The sequence below is a fragment of the Rhizobium sp. BK289 genome, from assembly GCF_014193575.1.
In the GTDB taxonomy this organism is placed as follows: Bacteria; Pseudomonadota; Alphaproteobacteria; order Rhizobiales; family Rhizobiaceae; genus Rhizobium; species Rhizobium tropici_C.
Map to the genome: position 1 here is coordinate 19669 of NZ_JACHZO010000011.1, position 18344 is coordinate 38012.

16 protein-coding genes are annotated in these 18344 nt (G+C 61.8%); 8 read left to right on the top strand and 8 right to left on the bottom strand.

The features are described 5' to 3' along the window. The first annotated feature begins 3 nt into the window (after positions 1-3). From glgA to FHT84_RS20965, 4 genes are all read left to right on the top strand, one after another. The gene (gene glgA, locus FHT84_RS20950) at positions 4-1446 is read left to right on the top strand and encodes a glycogen synthase GlgA (RefSeq protein ID WP_183764833.1); all 1443 of its coding nucleotides are present in this window, start codon (positions 4-6) and stop codon (positions 1444-1446) included. A 4-nt stretch (positions 1447-1450) separates the two neighbouring features. Next, positions 1451-3079, top strand: a complete 1629-nt coding sequence (locus FHT84_RS20955) for an alpha-D-glucose phosphate-specific phosphoglucomutase (protein WP_112343294.1) — start codon at positions 1451-1453, stop codon at positions 3077-3079. A 209-nt stretch (positions 3080-3288) separates the two neighbouring features. Beyond that, a complete protein-coding gene (gene glgX, locus FHT84_RS20960; protein WP_183764830.1) occupies positions 3289-5259 on the top strand; it encodes a glycogen debranching protein GlgX in 1971 nt (656 codons plus the stop codon). A 69-nt stretch (positions 5260-5328) separates the two neighbouring features. Further along, positions 5329-5817, top strand: a complete 489-nt coding sequence (locus FHT84_RS20965; RefSeq protein ID WP_112343292.1) for a MaoC family dehydratase — start codon at positions 5329-5331, stop codon at positions 5815-5817. Here the strand turns inward: FHT84_RS20965 and FHT84_RS20970 are convergent. The 6 genes from FHT84_RS20970 to FHT84_RS20995 form a co-directional block, all read right to left on the bottom strand. Continuing rightward, on the bottom strand, positions 5814-6362 hold the full coding sequence (locus FHT84_RS20970) for a sarcosine oxidase subunit gamma (RefSeq protein ID WP_183764827.1): 549 nt from the start codon (positions 6360-6362) through the stop codon (positions 5814-5816). The two genes, FHT84_RS20965 and FHT84_RS20970, sit on opposite strands and share 4 nt — an antisense overlap. Beyond that, positions 6355-9351: a sarcosine oxidase subunit alpha gene (locus FHT84_RS20975; RefSeq protein ID WP_183764822.1), complete on the bottom strand. Its 2997-nt coding sequence runs from the start codon at positions 9349-9351 to the stop codon at positions 6355-6357. Before FHT84_RS20975 ends, FHT84_RS20970 begins: the two co-directional genes overlap by 8 nt. Then, on the bottom strand, positions 9348-9713 hold the full coding sequence (locus FHT84_RS20980) for a sarcosine oxidase subunit delta (protein WP_112343289.1): 366 nt from the start codon (positions 9711-9713) through the stop codon (positions 9348-9350). The genes FHT84_RS20975 and FHT84_RS20980 overlap by 4 nt, the downstream gene beginning before the upstream one ends. Positions 9714-9728: 15 nt before the next feature. Further along, positions 9729-10148 (bottom strand): hypothetical protein, encoded by a 420-nt coding sequence (locus FHT84_RS20985; protein WP_183764819.1) that lies wholly within the window; start codon positions 10146-10148, stop codon positions 9729-9731. Then, the gene (locus FHT84_RS20990; RefSeq protein ID WP_112343287.1) at positions 10148-11401 is read right to left on the bottom strand and encodes a sarcosine oxidase subunit beta family protein; all 1254 of its coding nucleotides are present in this window, start codon (positions 11399-11401) and stop codon (positions 10148-10150) included. Before FHT84_RS20990 ends, FHT84_RS20985 begins: the two co-directional genes overlap by 1 nt. Positions 11402-11563: 162 nt before the next feature. Beyond that, on the bottom strand, positions 11564-11842 hold the full coding sequence (locus FHT84_RS20995; RefSeq protein ID WP_183764817.1) for a hypothetical protein: 279 nt from the start codon (positions 11840-11842) through the stop codon (positions 11564-11566). A 326-nt stretch (positions 11843-12168) separates the two neighbouring features. Here FHT84_RS20995 and rpsU point away from each other — a divergent pair, with 326 nt between their 5' ends. From rpsU to FHT84_RS21015, 4 genes are all read left to right on the top strand, one after another. Further along, a complete protein-coding gene (gene rpsU / locus FHT84_RS21000; protein ID WP_004117638.1) occupies positions 12169-12381 on the top strand; it encodes a 30S ribosomal protein S21 in 213 nt (70 codons plus the stop codon). A gap of 136 nt (positions 12382-12517) precedes the next feature. Beyond that, positions 12518-13393: a tetratricopeptide repeat protein gene (locus tag FHT84_RS21005; protein ID WP_112343285.1), complete on the top strand. Its 876-nt coding sequence runs from the start codon at positions 12518-12520 to the stop codon at positions 13391-13393. A gap of 118 nt (positions 13394-13511) precedes the next feature. Next, the gene (locus tag FHT84_RS21010; protein WP_112343284.1) at positions 13512-14582 is read left to right on the top strand and encodes an FAD-binding oxidoreductase; all 1071 of its coding nucleotides are present in this window, start codon (positions 13512-13514) and stop codon (positions 14580-14582) included. 254 nt (positions 14583-14836) lie between these two features. Next, on the top strand, positions 14837-16492 hold the full coding sequence (locus tag FHT84_RS21015) for a sensor histidine kinase (protein ID WP_113250031.1): 1656 nt from the start codon (positions 14837-14839) through the stop codon (positions 16490-16492). A 48-nt stretch (positions 16493-16540) separates the two neighbouring features. On the opposite strand, the gene FHT84_RS21020 is transcribed toward FHT84_RS21015, so the two are convergent. Both FHT84_RS21020 and FHT84_RS21025 read right to left on the bottom strand, forming a co-directional pair. Next, positions 16541-17935 carry an NAD(P)(+) transhydrogenase (Re/Si-specific) subunit beta gene (locus FHT84_RS21020; RefSeq protein WP_112343420.1) on the bottom strand — a complete coding sequence of 465 codons (1395 nt, stop codon included), beginning with the start codon at positions 17933-17935 and terminating at the stop codon, positions 16541-16543. Between the two features lie 10 nt (positions 17936-17945). Further along, positions 17946-18344: an NAD(P) transhydrogenase subunit alpha gene (locus FHT84_RS21025; RefSeq protein WP_112343282.1), complete on the bottom strand. Its 399-nt coding sequence runs from the start codon at positions 18342-18344 to the stop codon at positions 17946-17948.

Sequence of the window (18344 nt, forward strand, 5' to 3'; positions counted from 1 at the left end):
CCTATGAAGGTTCTCTCGGTTTCGTCCGAAGTCTTCCCCTTGATCAAGACGGGGGGCCTGGCCGACGTGGCCGGCGCCCTGCCCATCGCGCTGAAGCCCTACGGCGTCGAAACCAAGACCCTTATTCCGGGCTATCCCGCCGTCATGAAAGCCATCCGCGATCCGGTTGCTCGCCTGGAGCTTCCGGATCTCCTCGGCGAGCCGGCCACCGTTCTGGAAGTCGAGCATGCAGGCATTTCTTTCCTCGTGCTCGATGCGCCGGCCTATTACAGCCGCACCGGCGGCCCCTATGTCGATGCGACAGGCAAGGATTATCCCGACAACTGGCGGCGTTTCGCCGCGCTATCGCTGGCCGGCGCGGAAATAGCCGCCGGCCTTATGCCGGGCTGGCTGCCGGATCTCGTGCATGCGCATGACTGGCAGTCGGCCATGGTGCCGGTCTACATGCGCTATAATCCGACGCCGGAGCTGCCGAGCGTCCTCACCATCCACAACATCGCTTTCCAGGGCCAGTTCGGCTCCGATATCTTCCCGAGCCTGCGCCTGCCGGCGCATGCCTTTTCGATGGAGGGTGTGGAATATTACGGCGATGTCGGGTTCCTCAAAGGCGGACTGCAGACCGCGCATGCCCTCACCACGGTCAGCCCCTCCTATGCCGAAGAAATCCTGACACCGGAATTCGGCATGGGCCTCGAAGGCGTCATCACCAGCAAGGCCCATAATCTTTACGGCATCGTCAACGGCATCGACGACGACATCTGGAACCCGGCGACCGATCCGATGATCGCACAGACCTATAGCGCGGCGACGCTGAAGGATCGTGCCATCAACCGCCACCGGGTCATCGAACATTTCGGCCTCGACGACGATGATGGTCCGATCTTCTGTGTCGTCAGCCGGCTCACCTGGCAGAAAGGCATGGATCTCCTGGCAAGTATCGCCGGCGAGATTGTCCACATGGGCGGCAAGCTTGCCATTCTGGGCGCGGGCGATGCGGCGCTGGAGGGCGCGCTATTTGCCGCGGCCGGCCGTCATCGCGGCCGTGTCGGCGTTTCCGCCGGCTATAACGAGCCGATCTCGCATCTGTTGCAGGCCGGTTGTGACGCGATTATCATCCCGTCGCGCTTCGAACCCTGTGGTCTCACGCAGCTTTATGGCTTACGCTACGGCTGCCTGCCGATCGTTGCACGGACGGGTGGGCTCAACGATACGATTATCGACGCCAACCATGCCGCGCTGCAGGCAAAAGTCGCGACCGGCATCCAATTTTCGCCCGTCACCGCCGAAGGGCTGCTGCAGGCCATACGCCGTGCCATGCACCTCTTCCAGGATCGAAAGGTCTGGACGCAGATGCAAAAGCAGGGCATGAAATCCGACGTATCCTGGGGCAGGAGCGCAGAACGCTACGCCGCTCTCTACTCCAGTCTAGTCTCGAGAGGCGCTTAACCCGATGATTAAAACCGTACCCACCACCCCCTACGCGGATCAGAAGCCCGGCACCTCGGGCCTGCGAAAGAAGGTTCCCGTATTCCAGCAGCCGAACTACGCGGAAAACTTCATCCAGTCGATTTTCGATTCGCTCGAAGGCTATCAGGGCAAGTGCCTGGTCATCGGCGGCGACGGCCGCTACTACAATCGCGAAGTCATCCAGAAGGCCATCAAGATGGCCGCCGCGAACGGCTTCGGCAAGGTCATGGTCGGCAAGGGCGGCATCCTCTCGACGCCCGCAGCCTCCAACATCATCCGCAAATACAAGGCTTTCGGCGGCATCATCCTGTCTGCAAGCCACAATCCCGGCGGCCCGACCGAAGACTTCGGCATCAAATACAATATCAGCAATGGCGGCCCCGCGCCGGAGAAGATCACCGACGCCATCTATGAGCGCTCGAAGGTCATCGACAGCTACAAGATATCCGATTTCCCGGACATCAACCTCGATCGCATTGCCCGCGAAGATGTGGGCGGCATGATCGTTTCCGTCATCGATCCCGTCGAAGACTATGCGGCTCTGATGGAGGAGCTGTTCGATTTCGGCGCGATCCGCAATCTGATCAGCCTCGGCTTCCGCCTGAACTTCGACGCGATGAGCGCCGTCACCGGCCCCTACGCCAAGGAAATCTTCGAGATCCGCCTCGGCGCGCCGGACGGATCGGTCCGCAACTTCCTGCCGCTGCCGGATTTCGGCGGTCACCACCCGGATCCGAACCTCGTCTACTGCAAGGAGCTTTACGACGACATGATGAGCGACGATGCGCCCGATTTCGGCGCCGCATCGGACGGCGACGGCGACCGCAACCTCATCATCGGCAAAGGCATCTACGTCACTCCGTCCGACAGCCTGGCGATTCTCGCGGCCAACGCCAATCTCGCTCCAGGCTATTCGCACGGCATTGCCGGCATTGCCCGCTCGATGCCCACCAGCGGCGCCGCCGATCGCGTTGCCGAAAAGCGTGGCGTCGGCATTTATGAGACGCCGACCGGCTGGAAATTCTTCGGCAACCTGCTCGATGCCGGCATGGCGACCATCTGTGGCGAGGAAAGCTCCGGCACCGGCTCCAACCACGTTCGCGAAAAGGATGGCCTCTGGGCCGTGCTGCTCTGGCTGAACATCCTGGCCGTTCGGGGCGAGAGCGTCATCGATATCGTGACGCAGCATTGGGCCACCTATGGCCGCAACTATTATTCCCGCCACGATTATGAAGGCGTCGACACCGATGCTGCCAACGGCCTGATCGCAGCACTGCGCGAAAAGCTGCCGACCCTGCCGGGTACGAAGTTCGGCGATCTCACCGTTTCCGCCGCCGACGACTTCGCCTATCACGACCCGGTCGACAAGTCGGTCAGCCAGCATCAGGGCATCCGAATCCTCTTCGAGGGCGGCTCCCGCGTGGTCTTCCGTCTCTCAGGCACCGGCACGACGGGCGCGACGCTGCGCGTCTACATCGAGCGCTACGAGCCCGATCCGACCCGTCACAATATCGAAACCCAGGAAGCGCTGGCCGATCTCATCGTCGCCGCCCAGGAAATCGCCGATATCAAGGGCCGCACCGGCCGTGACGCGCCGACGGTGATTACCTGACGGCAATTTTTGCAGAGCCCCCTCACTGTGCCCTCTCCCCGAGGGGAGAGGAGATTGTGCCATAAGGACGTTCTCCCCTCGGGGAGAAGGTGGATTTCGGTGATTGAGCAGAGCGAAATCGCCGAAAGACGGATGAGGGGTGTATCCGGGAACGACGGCAAATTGCATCCCCTTCGTTCCAACGTCCGAAAATGGAAAGCCCGCGAGACATGTCCGAACCGACAACCCGCTGCCTTGGCGCCACCCTCACCGACTCGGGTGTCGAATTTGCTGTCTACTCCAGACACGCCGAGCAGATAGACCTCTGTCTGTTCGACGCCGAGGGCCACAAGGAAATCGCGCGGCTTCCGCTCACCCGCGATGGCGATGAGCATCGCCTTTTCGTCAAGGACGCAAGGGAAGGCGCGCGCTATGGCCTGCGCGCCCATGGCGCCTATGATCCTGATCACGGCCTGTGGTTCGACCCATCCAAGCTGTTGGTCGATCCCTACGCCAGGGAGCTCGATCGGCCGTTTCGTTACGATCCACGACTGGGTGTCTTCGGTGCCGATACGCAGGATCTGATGCCCAAGGCGATCGTCTCGCGCGATGTCGCCGTCAAGCCGGCCAAGCCTTTGTTTCAGCCCGGCGGCCTGATCTATGAAATCGCCGTGAAGTCCTTCACCATGCTGCATCCCGATGTGCCGGCGAAACAACGCGGCACGCTCGGCGCCCTCGCCCACCCGTCCATCATTGCGCATCTCAGGCGCCTTCAGGTCGACGCTGTCGAGCTGATGCCGATCACCGCATGGATCGACGAACGGCACCTGCCGCCGCTCGGCCTCACCAATGGCTGGGGCTACAACCCGGTCGCCTTCATGGCGCTCGATCCACGCCTCGCGCCCGGCGGCATGAAGGAGTTGCGCGAGACGGTCGAAGCCCTTCACGCCGAAGGCATCGCCGTCATTCTCGATCTCGTCTTCAATCATACGGGCGAGAGCGATCGCCAGGGGCCGACCTTGTCATTGCGCGGCCTCGACAACCCCACCTATTTCCGCCATTTGCCTGACCAGCCCGGCACGCTGGTCAACGATACCGGCACGGGCAATACCGTCGCCTGCGACCAGCCGGCAACGCGCAAGCTCATCATCGACAGCCTGCGCCATTTCGTTCGGAATGCCGGCATCGACGGCTTCCGTTTCGACCTCGCCACCGTGCTCGGCCGCAACGGCAAGGGCTTCGATCCGGAAAGCATGACGCTGCGCACCATGCTGGCGGACGAGGTGCTGCAGGATCGCGTCATGATCGCCGAGCCTTGGGACATCGGCCCGGGCGGCTACCAGCTGGGAAATTTCCCCACACCTTTTCTCGAATGGAACGACCGCGCCCGTGACGACCTGCGACGCTTCTGGCGCGGTGATGCCGGCATCGGCGATCTCGCGACCGTGCTTGCCGGCTCCTCCTCCATCTTCGGCCGCGACGGGCGCGCACAGACGCGCACGGTCAATTTCCTCGCCGCCCATGACGGCTTCACGCTGATGGACCTTGTTTCCTGCGAGAACAAGCACAATGAGGCCAATGGCGAGAACAATCGCGACGGCCACAACGAGAACTTCTCCTGGAACAACGGTGTCGAAGGCAAGACGGATGATCCGTCGATCCAGCGCAAGCGCCGCGCCGATATCGAAGCCATGCTCTCGACGCTCTTTGCCACACGCGGCTCGATCATGCTGACCGCAGGCGATGAAGGCGGACGCAGCCAGCAGGGCAACAACAACGCTTATTGCCAGGACAATGCCATCACCTGGATGGACTGGAAGGTGCTGGACGAGGAACTGATCGGCCATACCGCCTGGCTCGCCGGCCTGCGCCGCCGCTTCACCGCCTTTGGCGACATGGATTTCTTTCACGGCGATGGCGATGTGCTCTGGTTCTCAGGCGCAGGAACGCCAATGGCGGTGCCCGATTGGGAGGCGCCGAAGGCGGCCGTGCTCGGCATGGCGCTCAAAACACAGGATCACGCCAAGAATCGGGCGACGCGGCTCGCCATAGTCTTCAATCGCGCCTCAGACGAACGCGCCATCACATTGCCTGCTGCCGAGAGCGGCGGCTGGTCTCTGCTGACCGCAGCAGGCGAGAATGCGGCAGGCGCCCAAATCACCTTACCCGCACGTTCCGTCGCCTTCCTTCTCGAAAACTGATCGCGGTTGCACTTTCCGTTTCGATTCGCCAGAAAGGGGTCAGCGGCCACTTAGACTGACGAGGATGGAATGCCCGGCGATATCTCGCTTGTAGAGATCATGAAACTTGCGGGAACGGAGATCGGCGTTTCCGACTGGATCATCGTGGACCAGACGATGATCGACACCTTTGCCGATGCGACGCTCGACCACCAGTTCATCCACGTCGATCCCGAACGTGCCAGGGCGGAAACGCCCTATGGCGGCACCATTGCCCACGGCTTCCTGACACTCTCGCTTCTCTCGGCGATGAACTACAGCGCCCTGCCGAAAATCCGCGAACAAACCCTGGGCATCAACTACGGCTTCGAGAAGATCCGTTTCATGTCGCCGGTCAAATGCGGCGCGCAGGTGCGTGGCCGTTTCACGCTCGCCGAAACCCGGCTGCGCGGCGCCAATATGCTGATGCTGACCTATGACGTGACGGTCGAGATCGAAAACGAACGCAAGCCGGCACTGACTGCGACATGGACGACCATATCGCAGTTCGATCCGAAGGATCGTCCGGAAGAGGGTTAAAGACCCGCATCCGCCGCACCCTCGGCCAGAAGACCGAAGGCGTAGTCGGAGAAGGAGCGCCAGACTTCGACGCGGAATGTCTCATCATCGAGCCGCAGGATTACGACTTCCGCCTTGCCGAGCAGCGTGCGCGAGCAGGCGCCGACGGGGAATGCGCTCAACGAGACATCCTGCGGGCAGCCGGCGGCAAGCGTCGCTTCCGCGCCGGGGCCGGACACGACGATGGCTGTATTGCGATGTGAGACATCGGTCGCCGAATGCAGCACGCCAGCCGATCCAGCCACCCCGACCAACTCGGCACCATTTTCATCGATAACGAGCCATTCGTCCGGGCCGAGCCACAGCGCATGACGGCCATTGCCGCTGACCGAAGTCTTCGGCCGGGTCGGCAGCTGAAGGCCGAGCGCCTGCGAAAGACCACCGACGGAATCGGCCGGTGCGCGCAGCGAAATGCGGCTTGCGGGAGCGGCAGGCGTCAACCGAACGGTGGAGGAGCCGCCGTGGCGGCCGGTGAGCGGCAGTTTGCGGGTAGCGAGATCAGCCATTGATCCGGCCTCCTTCCTTATCAAAGAACACCAGATCCGTCACCTCGACTGATATGGTCTTGTCAGGCATCGGCACATAGAGCGTCTTGCCCATGCGCTCGCGCCCGCCCGCCACCAGCGCGAAGGCGATGGAGCGGCCGAGATTCTCGGACCAGTAGGAAGAAGTGACATGGCCGAGCATAGTCATCGGTTTCGGCTCATTCGGATCTGCAACGATCTGTGCGCCCTCCTCCAGCACCACCTTCGGATCGCGGGTGACGAGACCGACGAGCTGCTTGCGCCCTTCCTTGACGAGATCCGGCCGCTTCAGGCCGCGAATGCCGACGAAATCGGTCTTCTTCTTGGAAACAGCCCAGGCAAGGCCGGCATCGTCAGGCGTCACCGTACCATCGGTATCCTGGCCGACGATGATGTAGCCCTTTTCGGCGCGCAGCACGTGCATGGTTTCGGTGCCGTAGGCGCAGGCGCCCATCGGCTCGGCGCGAGCCCAGACGGCTTCCCAGACGGACTGGCCATAATCGGCAGGCACGTTGATTTCGTAGCCGGTTTCACCGGTGAAGGAGACACGGAACAGCCGCGCCGGTACGCCGCAGACCTTGCACTCGGCCACGCTCATATGCGGGAAGGCCTCGTTGGACAGATCCTGGCCCTCGACGAGCGGCTCGATGATCTCGCGCGCCTTCGGACCCTGCACTGCAATGACGGCCCATTGCTCTGTGGTGGACGTCAGCCACACCTTCAGATGAGGAAACTCTGTCTGCAGATAGTCTTCCATGTGATGCAGCACGCGCGGCGCACCGCCGGTCGTGGTGGTCACATGGAAGCGATCCTCGGCCAGACGTCCGACGACGCCATCGTCATAAACGAAACCATCCTCGCGGGTCATGATGCCGTAGCGGCAGCGGCCGGGCTTCAGCGTGTCCCAGGCATTGGTGTAGATCAGGTTCAGGAATTCCGCCGCATCCGGCCCAACCACTTCGATCTTACCGAGCGTCGAGGCATCGAACACGCCGGCCACTTCGCGCGCCGTGCGGCATTCGCGGTTGACGGCCTGATGCATGGTCTCGCCGGCGCGCGGATAGAACCAGGCGCGCTTCCAGTTGCCGACATCTTCGAAGATGGCGCCATGCGCCTCTTCCCAGGCATGCATCGGCGTCTTGCGGGCGGGATCGAAGAGAGCCCCGCGCGAATGGCTGATCAGCGTGCCGTAGGTGACGGGCGTATAGGGCGCGCGGAAGGTGGTAAGACCGACCTGCGGAATATCCTTGCCGAGCATTTCGGCGGCGATCGCCAGCCCGTGCATGTTGGAAAGCTTGCCCTGGTCGGAGGCCATGCCATTGGTGGTGAAGCGCTTGATGTGCTCGATGGAATGCATGCCCTCGCGCACGGCGAGACGAATATCCTTGGCGCAGACGTCGTGCTGGAAATCGACGAAAGCCTTTGCATTCGTGTCCGGCCCGGCGCCTTCGGCCGCGCCGATCATGCCGCCGGTCCATTCGAAGGCCTGCTCGGCGTGGAGCTGGATCTTTTCACCGCCATTGGTGCTGCCCGTGGCGCGCGCCATCAGCTCACCGGCGGCAAGAGATTCCTCGATCGCGGCCTGCAGCCCGTCCGTGCCGTTGCAGGCGCCGACAGAAAGGCAATCCTGAACATAGGTACCCGGCAGGAAGCGCTGCTTCTCGGTATCGAATTTCAGCTTGCCGCGCGATTGCGAGAAGAGATGAACGGAAGGCGTCCAGCCCGCCGAAACCAGCAGGGCGTCGATGGCGATCTTGCGGGTAGCGGAGCTGCCGTTGCGCGCGACCGTCATCGAGGAAACGCGCAGTTTGCCGGCCGTGTCGATGACGGCATAGTCGGTCATCACCTCGATGCCCAGCCGCTTTGCCTCGGCCAGAACTGCCTCGCCGGGCCGCGCGCGGCTGTCAACGATCGCAACGACGGAAACGCCTGCGCGCTTGAGATCGAAGGCGGCTTCATAGGCCGAATCATGCGCCGTATAGACGCCGATCTTCGCGCCGACGGCGACGCCATAGTGGTTGAGATAGGCACGCGCGGCAGACGCCAGCATGATGCCCGGCCGGTCGTTGTTCGGGAATACCATGTGGCGTTCGATGGCGCCGGTCGCCAGGATGGCGCGCTTGGCGCGCACTTGCCACAGGCGTTCGCGCGGCAGGTCGCGGCCTGGCCTTGCAAGATGGTCGGTCACCCGTTCGGCAAGACCGAAGAAATTATGGTTGTAGTAGCCGAAGGCAGTCGTCCGCGTCAGGACCTGGACATTCGGCATCGCCTTGAGCTTGGCGACGGTAGCCTGCGCCCAGTCATAGCCCTCGACGCCGTCGATCTTGATGCCGGTATCGAAGCGGAGCGCGCCGCCGACATCAGGCTGCTCGTCACAGAGGATGACTTTGGCGCCGGTTTCGGCGGCGGCGAGTGCTGCGGAAAGGCCGGCAATACCGGCACCGACGACAAGCACATCGCAATGCGCATAGCGGCTGGCATAATGATCCGGATCTTCTTCCGTCGGCGCGACGCCGAGGCCGGCTGCACGGCGGATGAAGGGTTCGTAGAGATGCTTCCAGGCCGCCTTCGGCCACATGAAGGTCTTGTAGTAGAAGCCGGCGGCAAAGAAGGGTGACATCAGATTGTTGACGCCGCCGACATCGAAAGCGAGCGAGGGCCAGCGGTTCTGCGACTGTGCCTTCATGCCGTCGAATACTTCCTGCACGCTGGCGCGTACGTTCGGCTGACGCCGCGCCGCATCGCGCGAGATATCGAGCAGCGCGTTCGGCTCTTCGGCTCCGGCCGAAAGAATGCCGCGCGGACGGTGATATTTGAAGGACCGGCCGACAAGATGGACGCCGTTGGCAAGCAGCGCCGAGGCGACGGTGTCGCCTTCGAGCGCGGTATAGCTCTTGCCGTCAAAAGTGAAGCGAGCGGTTCTGGCCGGCGTCAGACGTCCCTTGCCCGCGATACGATTGGCGCCGCTCATTCAACAAATCCCTCTGCTTGTGCCGTCTGTTCTTGTTCGTTCTTATGCTGCGCAACCGGTTCGGACGCGCCTGGCAGCAGCGTCGCGGCATCCGGCTTCGGCTCGCCGGCCTTATACGTGCGATAGAAATGATCGCTTACCGTGTCACGCGCGGCATTGAAGAAGCGGCCGCAGCCATGGATATGCCGCCAGCGCTCGAAGATCAGGCCCTTCGGATTGTCGCGCAGGAAGAAATATTCCTCGAACTCCTCATCCGAGATTCCGGCAATATTGGCCGGCCGCACGATATGCGCATCGCCGGCGTTGCGGAATTCGAGTTCCGAACGCTCTTCCTCGCAATAGGGGCAGTAAATCAGCAGCATCGTTTTCTACCTGTGTTAAAGCTCGGAGCCCGTAAGGCTTGTGCCGGGAGGCTGGGCGCAAAGCCGCCGTCCCATGATGACGAAAGGTGTTATGCGCTTCAGCAGCGCTTCCAGCGATCCATAGGGTTTCAGCACGTCGGTCATCCCCAGATTGACCAGGCTCATGCCAAGCAGATCCGTATCGAGCGCGAAAGCGCGCTTTGTCTCGGGCTTCTGCTCCGGCACGAAGTAAACGGCCGGCTTGTTCAGCACCCTGGCGCAGGCAAGCACGCCGCTTTCGGCCACGAAGGGCCATTCGGCCTCATCCTTCGCCTTGTGAATCACCTGCATGCGAAAATCCCCGGCCCCCGGAATAAGATCGCTGACTTCGGCCGCGATCGTTCCGGCCGGCAAGGAAAGCCCCGCCGCAAGAACGATCCCGACCGCCGCCGGCATCAGTGCGCTACGGCGGCGGCGGCCGCCTCATCGATCAGGCGGCCGGTGCGGAAGCGATCCAGCGTCAGGCCGGCATTGAACTTATGCGGCTCGTCGCGGGCAATCAGATGGGCAAAGAGATTGGCCGAACCCGGCGTCGCCTTGAAGCCGCCCGTGCCCCAGCCGCAATTGACGTAGAGACCCGGCACCGGCGTCTTCGACTGGATCGCCGAACGGTCGGGCGTATTGTCGACGATGCCGCCCCAGGAACGCATCATCTTCACGCGGCGGAACATCGGGAACAGCTCGCAGATCGCATCCAGCGTATGGGTGATGATCTGCAAACCGCCGGTCTGGCTATAGGAGTTGTACTGGTCCGTGCCAGCGCCGATGACGAGTTCGCCCTTGTCGGACTGCGAGATATAGGCATGCACCGTGTTCGACATGACGACGCAGGGGAAGATCGGCTTCAGCGGCTCGGAGACCAGCGCCTGCAGCGGGCTCGATTGCAGCGGCACCCGCACCCCGGCCATCTGCATGACGACCGTGGTGTGGCCGGCGGCCGAAACGCCGACCTTCTTGGCGCCGATAAAGCCCTTGCTCGTTTCGACGCCCGTCACGCGGCCATCCGGCCCACGGCGAATGCCGGTGACTTCGCAATTCTGGATGATGTGCACGCCGCGATCGGAAGCGGCGCGGGCAAAGCCCCAGGCAACGGCATCGTGACGCGCCGTGCCGCCACGGCGCTGCAGAGCGGCGCCGTTGATCGGATAGCGCGCCGTCTTCGAAATATCGAGTGGCGGACAGTAAGCCTTGGCCTGTTCCGGCGTCAGCCATTCATTGTCGATGCCATAGAGACGGTTGGCGTGGATATGCCGCTTGAAGGACTGCTGGTCGTGCACATTGTGCGACAGCATCATCACGCCGCGCGGCGAATACATGACATTATAATTGAGATCCTGAGACAACCCCTCCCAGAGCTTCATCGAATGCTCGTAGATGTGCATGCTCTCTTCATAGAGATAGTTCGAGCGGATGATGGTCGTGTTGCGGCCGGTATTGCCGCCGCCGAGCCAGCCCTTCTCGATGACCGCGACATTGGTGATGCCGTGCTCCTTGGCGAGATAGTAGGCGGCGCCAAGGCCATGACCGCCGGCGCCGACGATGATGACGTCATACTCCTTGCGCGGCTCCGGCGAGGTCCACTGAGCCTCCCAACCCTTGTGAGCCCGCATCGCTTCCCGTGCCACGGCAAAAACCGAGTATTTACGCATTCGCCCTCAACTCCTTCAGGCAAGACGCCCTTCTTGTGGGTCATACAAATCGCAAATCGAAAACCGACACAACGGCTCTTTTGCGACGCATTAGGGACCGTCTTTCGACACGGTTAAAATTGCCGCGTTCCCGGCTGCCGCGCTTACGACCTCTTAGCAACTTTATTTGCGCTGCAGATGGCAGACCTTCACCCGCCCGCCATGACCGTCCTTACGCCAGGCGCATCCCTCCCTCTGCGGCTTCCCATTGTAAAGATAGATCCTCGCACGGTGCTTACTGTCGAAGGTCTGATTGGAAAAGTCGTGGCCGCCGACGCGGACATTCTTGCCGAGCCGCACCTCGCCGGCCGCGGCAGGCGCAAGCGCCGCAGCGAGAACGACGAGGACAAGCGCTGGCGCTGCAAGCAATCTTCCAACGGCAACAAAGCGACGCGATTTCATAAGGCGATTCTCTCTGACATCCGGCGATGGCCTAAATGGAGCGTGATCCGAGATACTCACACAAGCATGTCAATGTCGCAAAGACCGGGGGATCGCCGATCGCTTATTCAACAGCTTCCGCGAAGTGCCACAGGCATTTCTGGCTGAATTCGGTACTCGACAAACCGCTTTTTCCTCTGCAAACTCACGATCTGGCTAGACTTTGACAAACCGATCTGCTATCTCGCCTACCAATCGCAAGGCTGCGGCTGCGCGAACGTTATATTTTTGCCTCCTGGCGCTGCAGTCGCCGCTGGCATCAACCAAACCAAAGGAACGTGATTCTCGTGCAGGTACTTGTCCGCGATAACAATGTCGACCAGGCTCTCCGCGCTCTCAAGAAGAAGATGCAGCGCGAAGGTATTTTCCGCGAAATGAAGATGCGCGACTACTATGAAAAGCCGTCGCAGAAGCGTGCTCGCGAGAAGGCTGAAGCTGTTCGTCGCGTTCGCAAGCTTGCTCGCAAGCGCGCTCAGCGCGAAGGCCTGGTTGCCAAGTAATCGCCGTTTTTCGACGTTTTCAGATGCATGTGTGGCGGGGGCGAGTCGTTCGCCGCCGCCTTTTTGATTTATTCTCTGGGCAAATCGGATTAAATCAGAACAGCCTGATATGACGCATGGGGAAAGCGACCCGATAATGGCAATGACGACTTCCGTAAAGTTCCGCACTTCGAACCTCTCCTTACCCGTTTCGAAGCGCGCCGCGGTGCTGCCTGCTTTGGCGATACTTGCCGCAATCAGCCTTTCCGGCTGCCAAACCGCCTCCACCGATAACGTGATTCAGATCGACAAGGCGCAAGGCTCCTCGGAAAATATCGCGTCGCTGACGTCGGTCATCAATGCCAACCCGCAGGATCCTGAGGGCTATAACGTTCGGGGCACGGCCTATGGCCGCGGCGGCGATTTCAACCGCGCCCTCGGCGACTTCAATCAGGCGATCCAGCTCAATCCGAAGTTCTATCAGGCCTACGCCAACCGCGCGCTCATCTATCGCAACATGGGCAAGCTGCCGGAAGCCATCGCGGACTATAACGCAGCGCTGCAGATCAATTCGAACTACGACGTCGCCTATATCGGCCGTGGTAACCTCTACCGCCAGGCCGGCCGCGATAACGACGCCTTCAATGACTATTCGAAGGCAATCAGCCTCGGCACCACCGACGGTCGCGCCTATAACGGCCGCGGCGTGATCTTTCAGAAGCGCAATCAGCAGGACAAGGCGATCGACGATTTCTCGAAGGCGATCTCATTGTCTCCGAACTCGCCGGAGCCATACAACAGTCGCGGCATCTCCTATCTCGCGCAGAACGACGACGACAACGCCTTCGCCGATTTCAACCACGCCATCGAGCTCAACAACAAGGTTGCCGAATCCTGGGCAAACCAGGCCTTCGTCTATGAGCGCCGGGGCGACAAGGCGAAAGCGCGCCGCTCCTATCAGCACGCGGTCAATCTCGATCCGAACTACCAGCCGGCCAGGGACGGCCTGGCGCGTGTCGGCGCCGGCGCCTGATACGAAGGTTGCATCGCGATAGGACATCCAAGCCGCCGGCGATCCTTTGCCCGGCGGCTTTTCTTTGCCTCGGCGAACGCCTAGTCTCGGTCCATTCCCATCCGAACGAGACAGAGACATGCCCTCCCCCCAGAAGATCATCGTTATCGGCGCCGGCATCATCGGCGCGTCCATCGCCTGGCATCTGAGCCGCAAGGGTGCGTCCGTCACGGTGATCGCGGAGCGGGCCGGCGGCGTGGCGACACCGAATTCCTTCGCCTGGATCAATGCGAGCTGGGGCAATCCGGAATTCTACTTCCATTTCCGCCACCGCTCGATGCGCGAATGGTCGAGGCTTGCCGCCGAGCTTCCCGGCCTGCCGCTATCCTGGTGCGGCGGCCTGTGCTGGGATCTCCCGGAGGCGGAGCTGGACGCCTATGCAGCCCGGCATCACGGTTGGGGCTACGGCATACAGCCGGTCGATCGAGCTACCAGCGCGATGATCGAACCCAATCTCGCCAATCCGCCGGACTATGCGCTGCATGTCGCCGAAGAGGGCGCCGTCGAACCCGTTGCCGCGGCAGAGCAGCTCTTGCAAGATGCCACACGCCGCGGCGCGATCTTTTTGTCCGGCGTCGAAGTCGAACGTCTGCTGATGCAAGGCGGGCGAATCACCGGTATTGAGACGAGCGAAGGCGAGATGCGCGCCGACCATGTCGTTCTTGCCGCCGGTGCGGGCACCGCACCGCTTGCGGCATCTGTCGATATCCAAGTGCCGCTGGAAACGCCGCCAGGGCTTATCGTTCATTCCCAGCCCGCACAAAAGCTGCTGAATGGCCTGGTGATGGCGCCGGAACTGCATTTGCGCCAGACGGCTGAAGGGCGGATCATTGCCGGCGGCGACTTCGGCGGCACCGATCCCGGCGATGATCCACAGGCGGCCGCCCGCGAGCTCTTCGCCAAGGCCAAGGCAACCTTGAAGGGCGGAGAGGCGCTGCAGCTCGATTTCCACACCGTCGGTCATCGCCCGACCCCAAAGGATGGCCTACCCATTCTGGGAGGCGTCGATGACGCGCCCGGCCTCTATGTCGCTGTGCTGCATTCGGGTGTCACGCTGGCGCCGCTGGTCGGCCTGCTTGCGGCCGAGGCAATCGTCGACGGCAAGAACGACGATCAGCTTGCCTCTTTCCGCCTCTCGCGCTTTGCCTGACCCTCGTAAAAGGCAGGGGCACCGCAACTCAGGGGATGCATTGCCGCAGTCGTAAATACCCGAGATCGTTTATGATTTCGAAGCAATGACTTTTCATATGTTGCAAGGCAATTTACCGAGCCCTAACATGGACGCTTCGAGAGCATGTAGCTCGGGACAGGGCATGGGGGCGCTGGGCATGATGACCAAAACCATTCTTTTCGCGTTTGCCGGCGCTTTGGACCGTCGTGGAGGCACGATCGGTTGATCGCCTCATGAGGAAATCGCATTTCCCGAAAGCGTCGATTGGAGCCTATCTGATCGCCATAGCCTTGGCGATTGCCTTGCCTATTCTGGCCTTCGTCGCTCTCCTTCTCGTCCAGCTGGAAAACAATGAACGCGATGCGCTGAAAGGCGATACGGTTCAGGACGCTCAGGCTTTGGCGCGAGTCATCGACCGCCAGCTGCAGGACATGGCGACGACGTTGCGGCTGCTGTCCTCTTCGCCTGAACTCGAGCGCAACGATATCGCCACTTTCTTTGCCCGCACGGAAACGGTCCTGCGCACAGATTCCCTCTTCGTCCTGCTCATGGAAAAGGATGGCCAGCTGAGGTTGAATACGCGCTGGCCACTCGGCAAGCCGCTCGGCAAGACCGGCAATATAGCCGCGCTGCAATCGGCACTGAACTCCGGACGAATCGAGGCGTCCGATGTCTTCATCGGCACGAACGCCCGCCGCTGGGTCTACAACGTCACCCTGCCTCTCGAGCACTCCCCGGCCGGAGCTGCCCTCGCGGTAACCCAGGATGCGGACGAACTCGCCAAGCTCGTGACCACGGAAGCCCTGCCACCCGGCTGGTCTGCCGCCGTTCTGGACAAATCCGGACATGTCGTTGCCGCCGGTGGCCCGACGACCCTCGCCCCGGGCGACGCATTCAATAAGAACATCCTGCCGAAGCTGATCGCATCCAGCGGTGTTTATCAGGATGAGAAGGTCCTGCCGAACGCAGTGCTCGGCTATGCGCAAATTTCCGGCTGGTCCTGGAAGGCGGTCGTCTGGGGACCGATCGCATCGGCGCAGGCGTCGCTGATGAGCACCTGGCGCTTTCTGATCTACGGCGGCGTCACGCTGCTGTTGATCGCCTTGATTGCTGTCTATGCCCTGGCGCGGCAGGTGCGCATCACCATTCAGAGCATTGCCGACATGGCCGACCGCATGGGCCGTGGCGAGATCGTATCGCCGATCGACACCAGTGTCATCGAGGCGAACCAGGTGGCCATAGCGCTTTCCAACGCATCCTTCGATCGCAGCGTCACGGAAGACCGGCTGCATTTCGTCATGCACGAACTCGTCCACCGTACCAAGAATCTGCTGGCGCTCGCTCAGGCGATGACAAGGCAGCTCGCACGGCAGACGGACAGCGTCGACAGCTTCCAGCGCGCCGTCGCCGACCGGCTGGAAGGATTGGCGCGTTCGATCGAGGTCCTGACCAGCGAACAATGGTCCGGCGTTTCGCTGCGCCGCGTGATCGACATTCATCTTGCGACCTTCCTGCAGGGGCCGCAGCAGCTCGATGTTCTCGGCAACGATTTCCTGCTGAAGCCCGAGGCCGTGCAGAATCTCGGCCTCGTCCTGCATGAGCTCGCGACCAATTCAGTGAAATACGGGGCGCTTTCGGCTCCCGAAGGCAAGATCACCATCGAATGGACGACGGAGGCCGGCGAAAACGGGCCGATGATCCGCTTCGTGTGGACGGAAAGGGATGGCCCTCCGGTCAAGCCGCCAAAGGACACCGGCTTCGGCACCACGGTGACGAAAACGCACGCCGCTGCATCCTTCAGCGGCAGCGTCGAGATCGATTTTCGCCCAACCGGCCTCGTCTGGAGATTGACCGCCCTGCGCAGCACGATGGAACGCGAGCGGAGCTGAAGCACCTCCCGCGATCATCAGTCTTTCCCGTATGCCGTTTTCCAAAGCCTACTCGTTCATCGCCTTGACGATCTCCTCCGTGACCTTCTTGGCGTCGCCCAAGAGCATCATCGTGCCGTCCTTGTAGAACAGCGTGTTGTCGATGCCTGCATAGCCGGAGCCGAGCGAACGCTTGACGAAGAGGCAGGTCTTGGCCTTGTCGACATCGAGGATCGGCATGCCGTAGATCGACGAGGTCTTGTCGTCGCGCGCTGCCGGATTGGTGACGTCGTTCGCGCCGATGACATAGGCGACATCGGCCTGGGCAAATTCCGAATTGATGTCCTCGAGTTCGAAGACCTCGTCATAGGGCACATTGGCTTCCGCCAGCAGCACGTTCATATGACCGGGCATGCGGCCGGCGACGGGATGGATGGCATATTTCACCTCGACGCCATGGGCCTTCAGCCTGTCCGCCATCTCACGCAGCGCGTGCTGGGCCTGCGCCACAGCCATGCCGTAACCCGGAACGATGATGACCTTGGAGGCGTTCGCCATCAGATAGGCGGCATCTTCCGCCGAACCAAGCTTGACGGTCTTGTCGGAATTATCGGCACCGCCCGATGCCGTTTCGCCACCGAAACCGCCGAGAATGACGGAGATGAAGGAGCGGTTCATGCCCTTGCACATGATGTAGGACAGGATCGCACCCGAAGATCCGACAAGCGCGCCGGTGATGATAAGCGCCAGATTGCCGAGCGTGAAGCCGATACCGGCGGCTGCCCAGCCGGAATAGGAATTCAGCATCGACACGACGACGGGCATGTCGGCGCCGCCGATCGGCACGATCAGCAGCACGCCGAGCGCCAGCGACAACAGCACAACGGCCCAGAAAGCGAAATGGCTCTCGCTTGCCGCAAGGCTGATAATGAAGAACACGATCAGCACAAGCAGGGCAGCATTGATGACATGCCGGTTCGGCAGCAGGATCGGCTTGCCGGACATGCGCCCGTCAAGCTTCAGGAAGGCGATGATCGAGCCGGTGAAAGTCAGCGCGCCGATCGCGACACCGATCGCCATTTCGATGCGCGCTTCCGTGTGGATGCGGCCGATCTCGCCGATACCGAAGGAAGATGGCGTATAGAGCGCCGAAGCGGCCACGAGGACGGCTGCCAGACCGACCAGCGAATGGAAACCTGCAACGAGCTGCGGCATCGACGTCATCGGAATGACGCGGGCGATATAGGCGCCCGCCCCGCCGCCGATGGCAAGGCCGAGAATGATCAGCACCAGGCCGCCGAAGGACGGCGTCGCCAGCACCAGCGTGGTTGCGATGGCAATGCCCATGCCGATCATGCCGTAGAGATTGCCGCGCCGGCTGGTGGCCGGATGGGAGAGCCCGCGCAGCGCCAGGATGAACAGGACACCGGAAACGAGATAGAGGAAAGCGGCGATATTGCTCAGCATGCCGCCCTCACTTGTCCTTCTTCTTGTACATCGCCAGCATGCGCTGGGTGACAAGGAAGCCGCCGACGATATTGACCGAGACAAGCACCAGCGCCACGAAGCCGAAGCCGGTGGCGATACCGCTCACCGAGATGCCGACGGCCAACAAGGCACCGACCACGATGACCGAGGAAATGGCATTCGTCACCGCCATCAACGGCGTGTGCAGAGCCGGCGTCACCGACCAGACGACGTAATAGCCGACGAAGATTGCCAGCACGAAGATCGCAAGCTGGAAAACGAAGGGATCGACCGCTCCGCCCGTTGCAGCGCTGGCGACCTCTGGCGCTTGTGCGGCGGCTGCGGTGACGGCGGCAACGGCGTCGTTCAGCTGCTGCAGTGCCTGATCCATTGCTTGGCTGGCCAT

Coding starts and splice junctions, on each gene's coding strand:
- glgA (WP_183764833.1), top strand. CDS start 4: ATGAAGGTTCTCTCGGTTTCGTCCGAAGTCTTCCCCTTGATCAAGACG.
- FHT84_RS20955 (WP_112343294.1), top strand. CDS start 1,451: ATGATTAAAACCGTACCCACCACCCCCTACGCGGATCAGAAGCCCGGC.
- glgX (WP_183764830.1), top strand. CDS start 3,289: ATGTCCGAACCGACAACCCGCTGCCTTGGCGCCACCCTCACCGACTCG.
- FHT84_RS20965 (WP_112343292.1), top strand. CDS start 5,329: ATGCCCGGCGATATCTCGCTTGTAGAGATCATGAAACTTGCGGGAACG.
- FHT84_RS20970 (WP_183764827.1), bottom strand. CDS start 6,362: ATGGCTGATCTCGCTACCCGCAAACTGCCGCTCACCGGCCGCCACGGC.
- FHT84_RS20975 (WP_183764822.1), bottom strand. CDS start 9,351: ATGAGCGGCGCCAATCGTATCGCGGGCAAGGGACGTCTGACGCCGGCC.
- FHT84_RS20980 (WP_112343289.1), bottom strand. CDS start 9,713: ATGCTGCTGATTTACTGCCCCTATTGCGAGGAAGAGCGTTCGGAACTC.
- FHT84_RS20985 (WP_183764819.1), bottom strand. CDS start 10,148: ATGCCGGCGGCGGTCGGGATCGTTCTTGCGGCGGGGCTTTCCTTGCCG.
- FHT84_RS20990 (WP_112343287.1), bottom strand. CDS start 11,401: ATGCGTAAATACTCGGTTTTTGCCGTGGCACGGGAAGCGATGCGGGCT.
- FHT84_RS20995 (WP_183764817.1), bottom strand. CDS start 11,842: ATGAAATCGCGTCGCTTTGTTGCCGTTGGAAGATTGCTTGCAGCGCCA.
- FHT84_RS21005 (WP_112343285.1), top strand. CDS start 12,518: ATGGCAATGACGACTTCCGTAAAGTTCCGCACTTCGAACCTCTCCTTA.
- FHT84_RS21010 (WP_112343284.1), top strand. CDS start 13,512: ATGCCCTCCCCCCAGAAGATCATCGTTATCGGCGCCGGCATCATCGGC.
- FHT84_RS21015 (WP_113250031.1), top strand. CDS start 14,837: ATGAGGAAATCGCATTTCCCGAAAGCGTCGATTGGAGCCTATCTGATC.
- FHT84_RS21025 (WP_112343282.1), bottom strand. CDS start 18,344: ATGGCCAGCCAAGCAATGGATCAGGCACTGCAGCAGCTGAACGACGCC.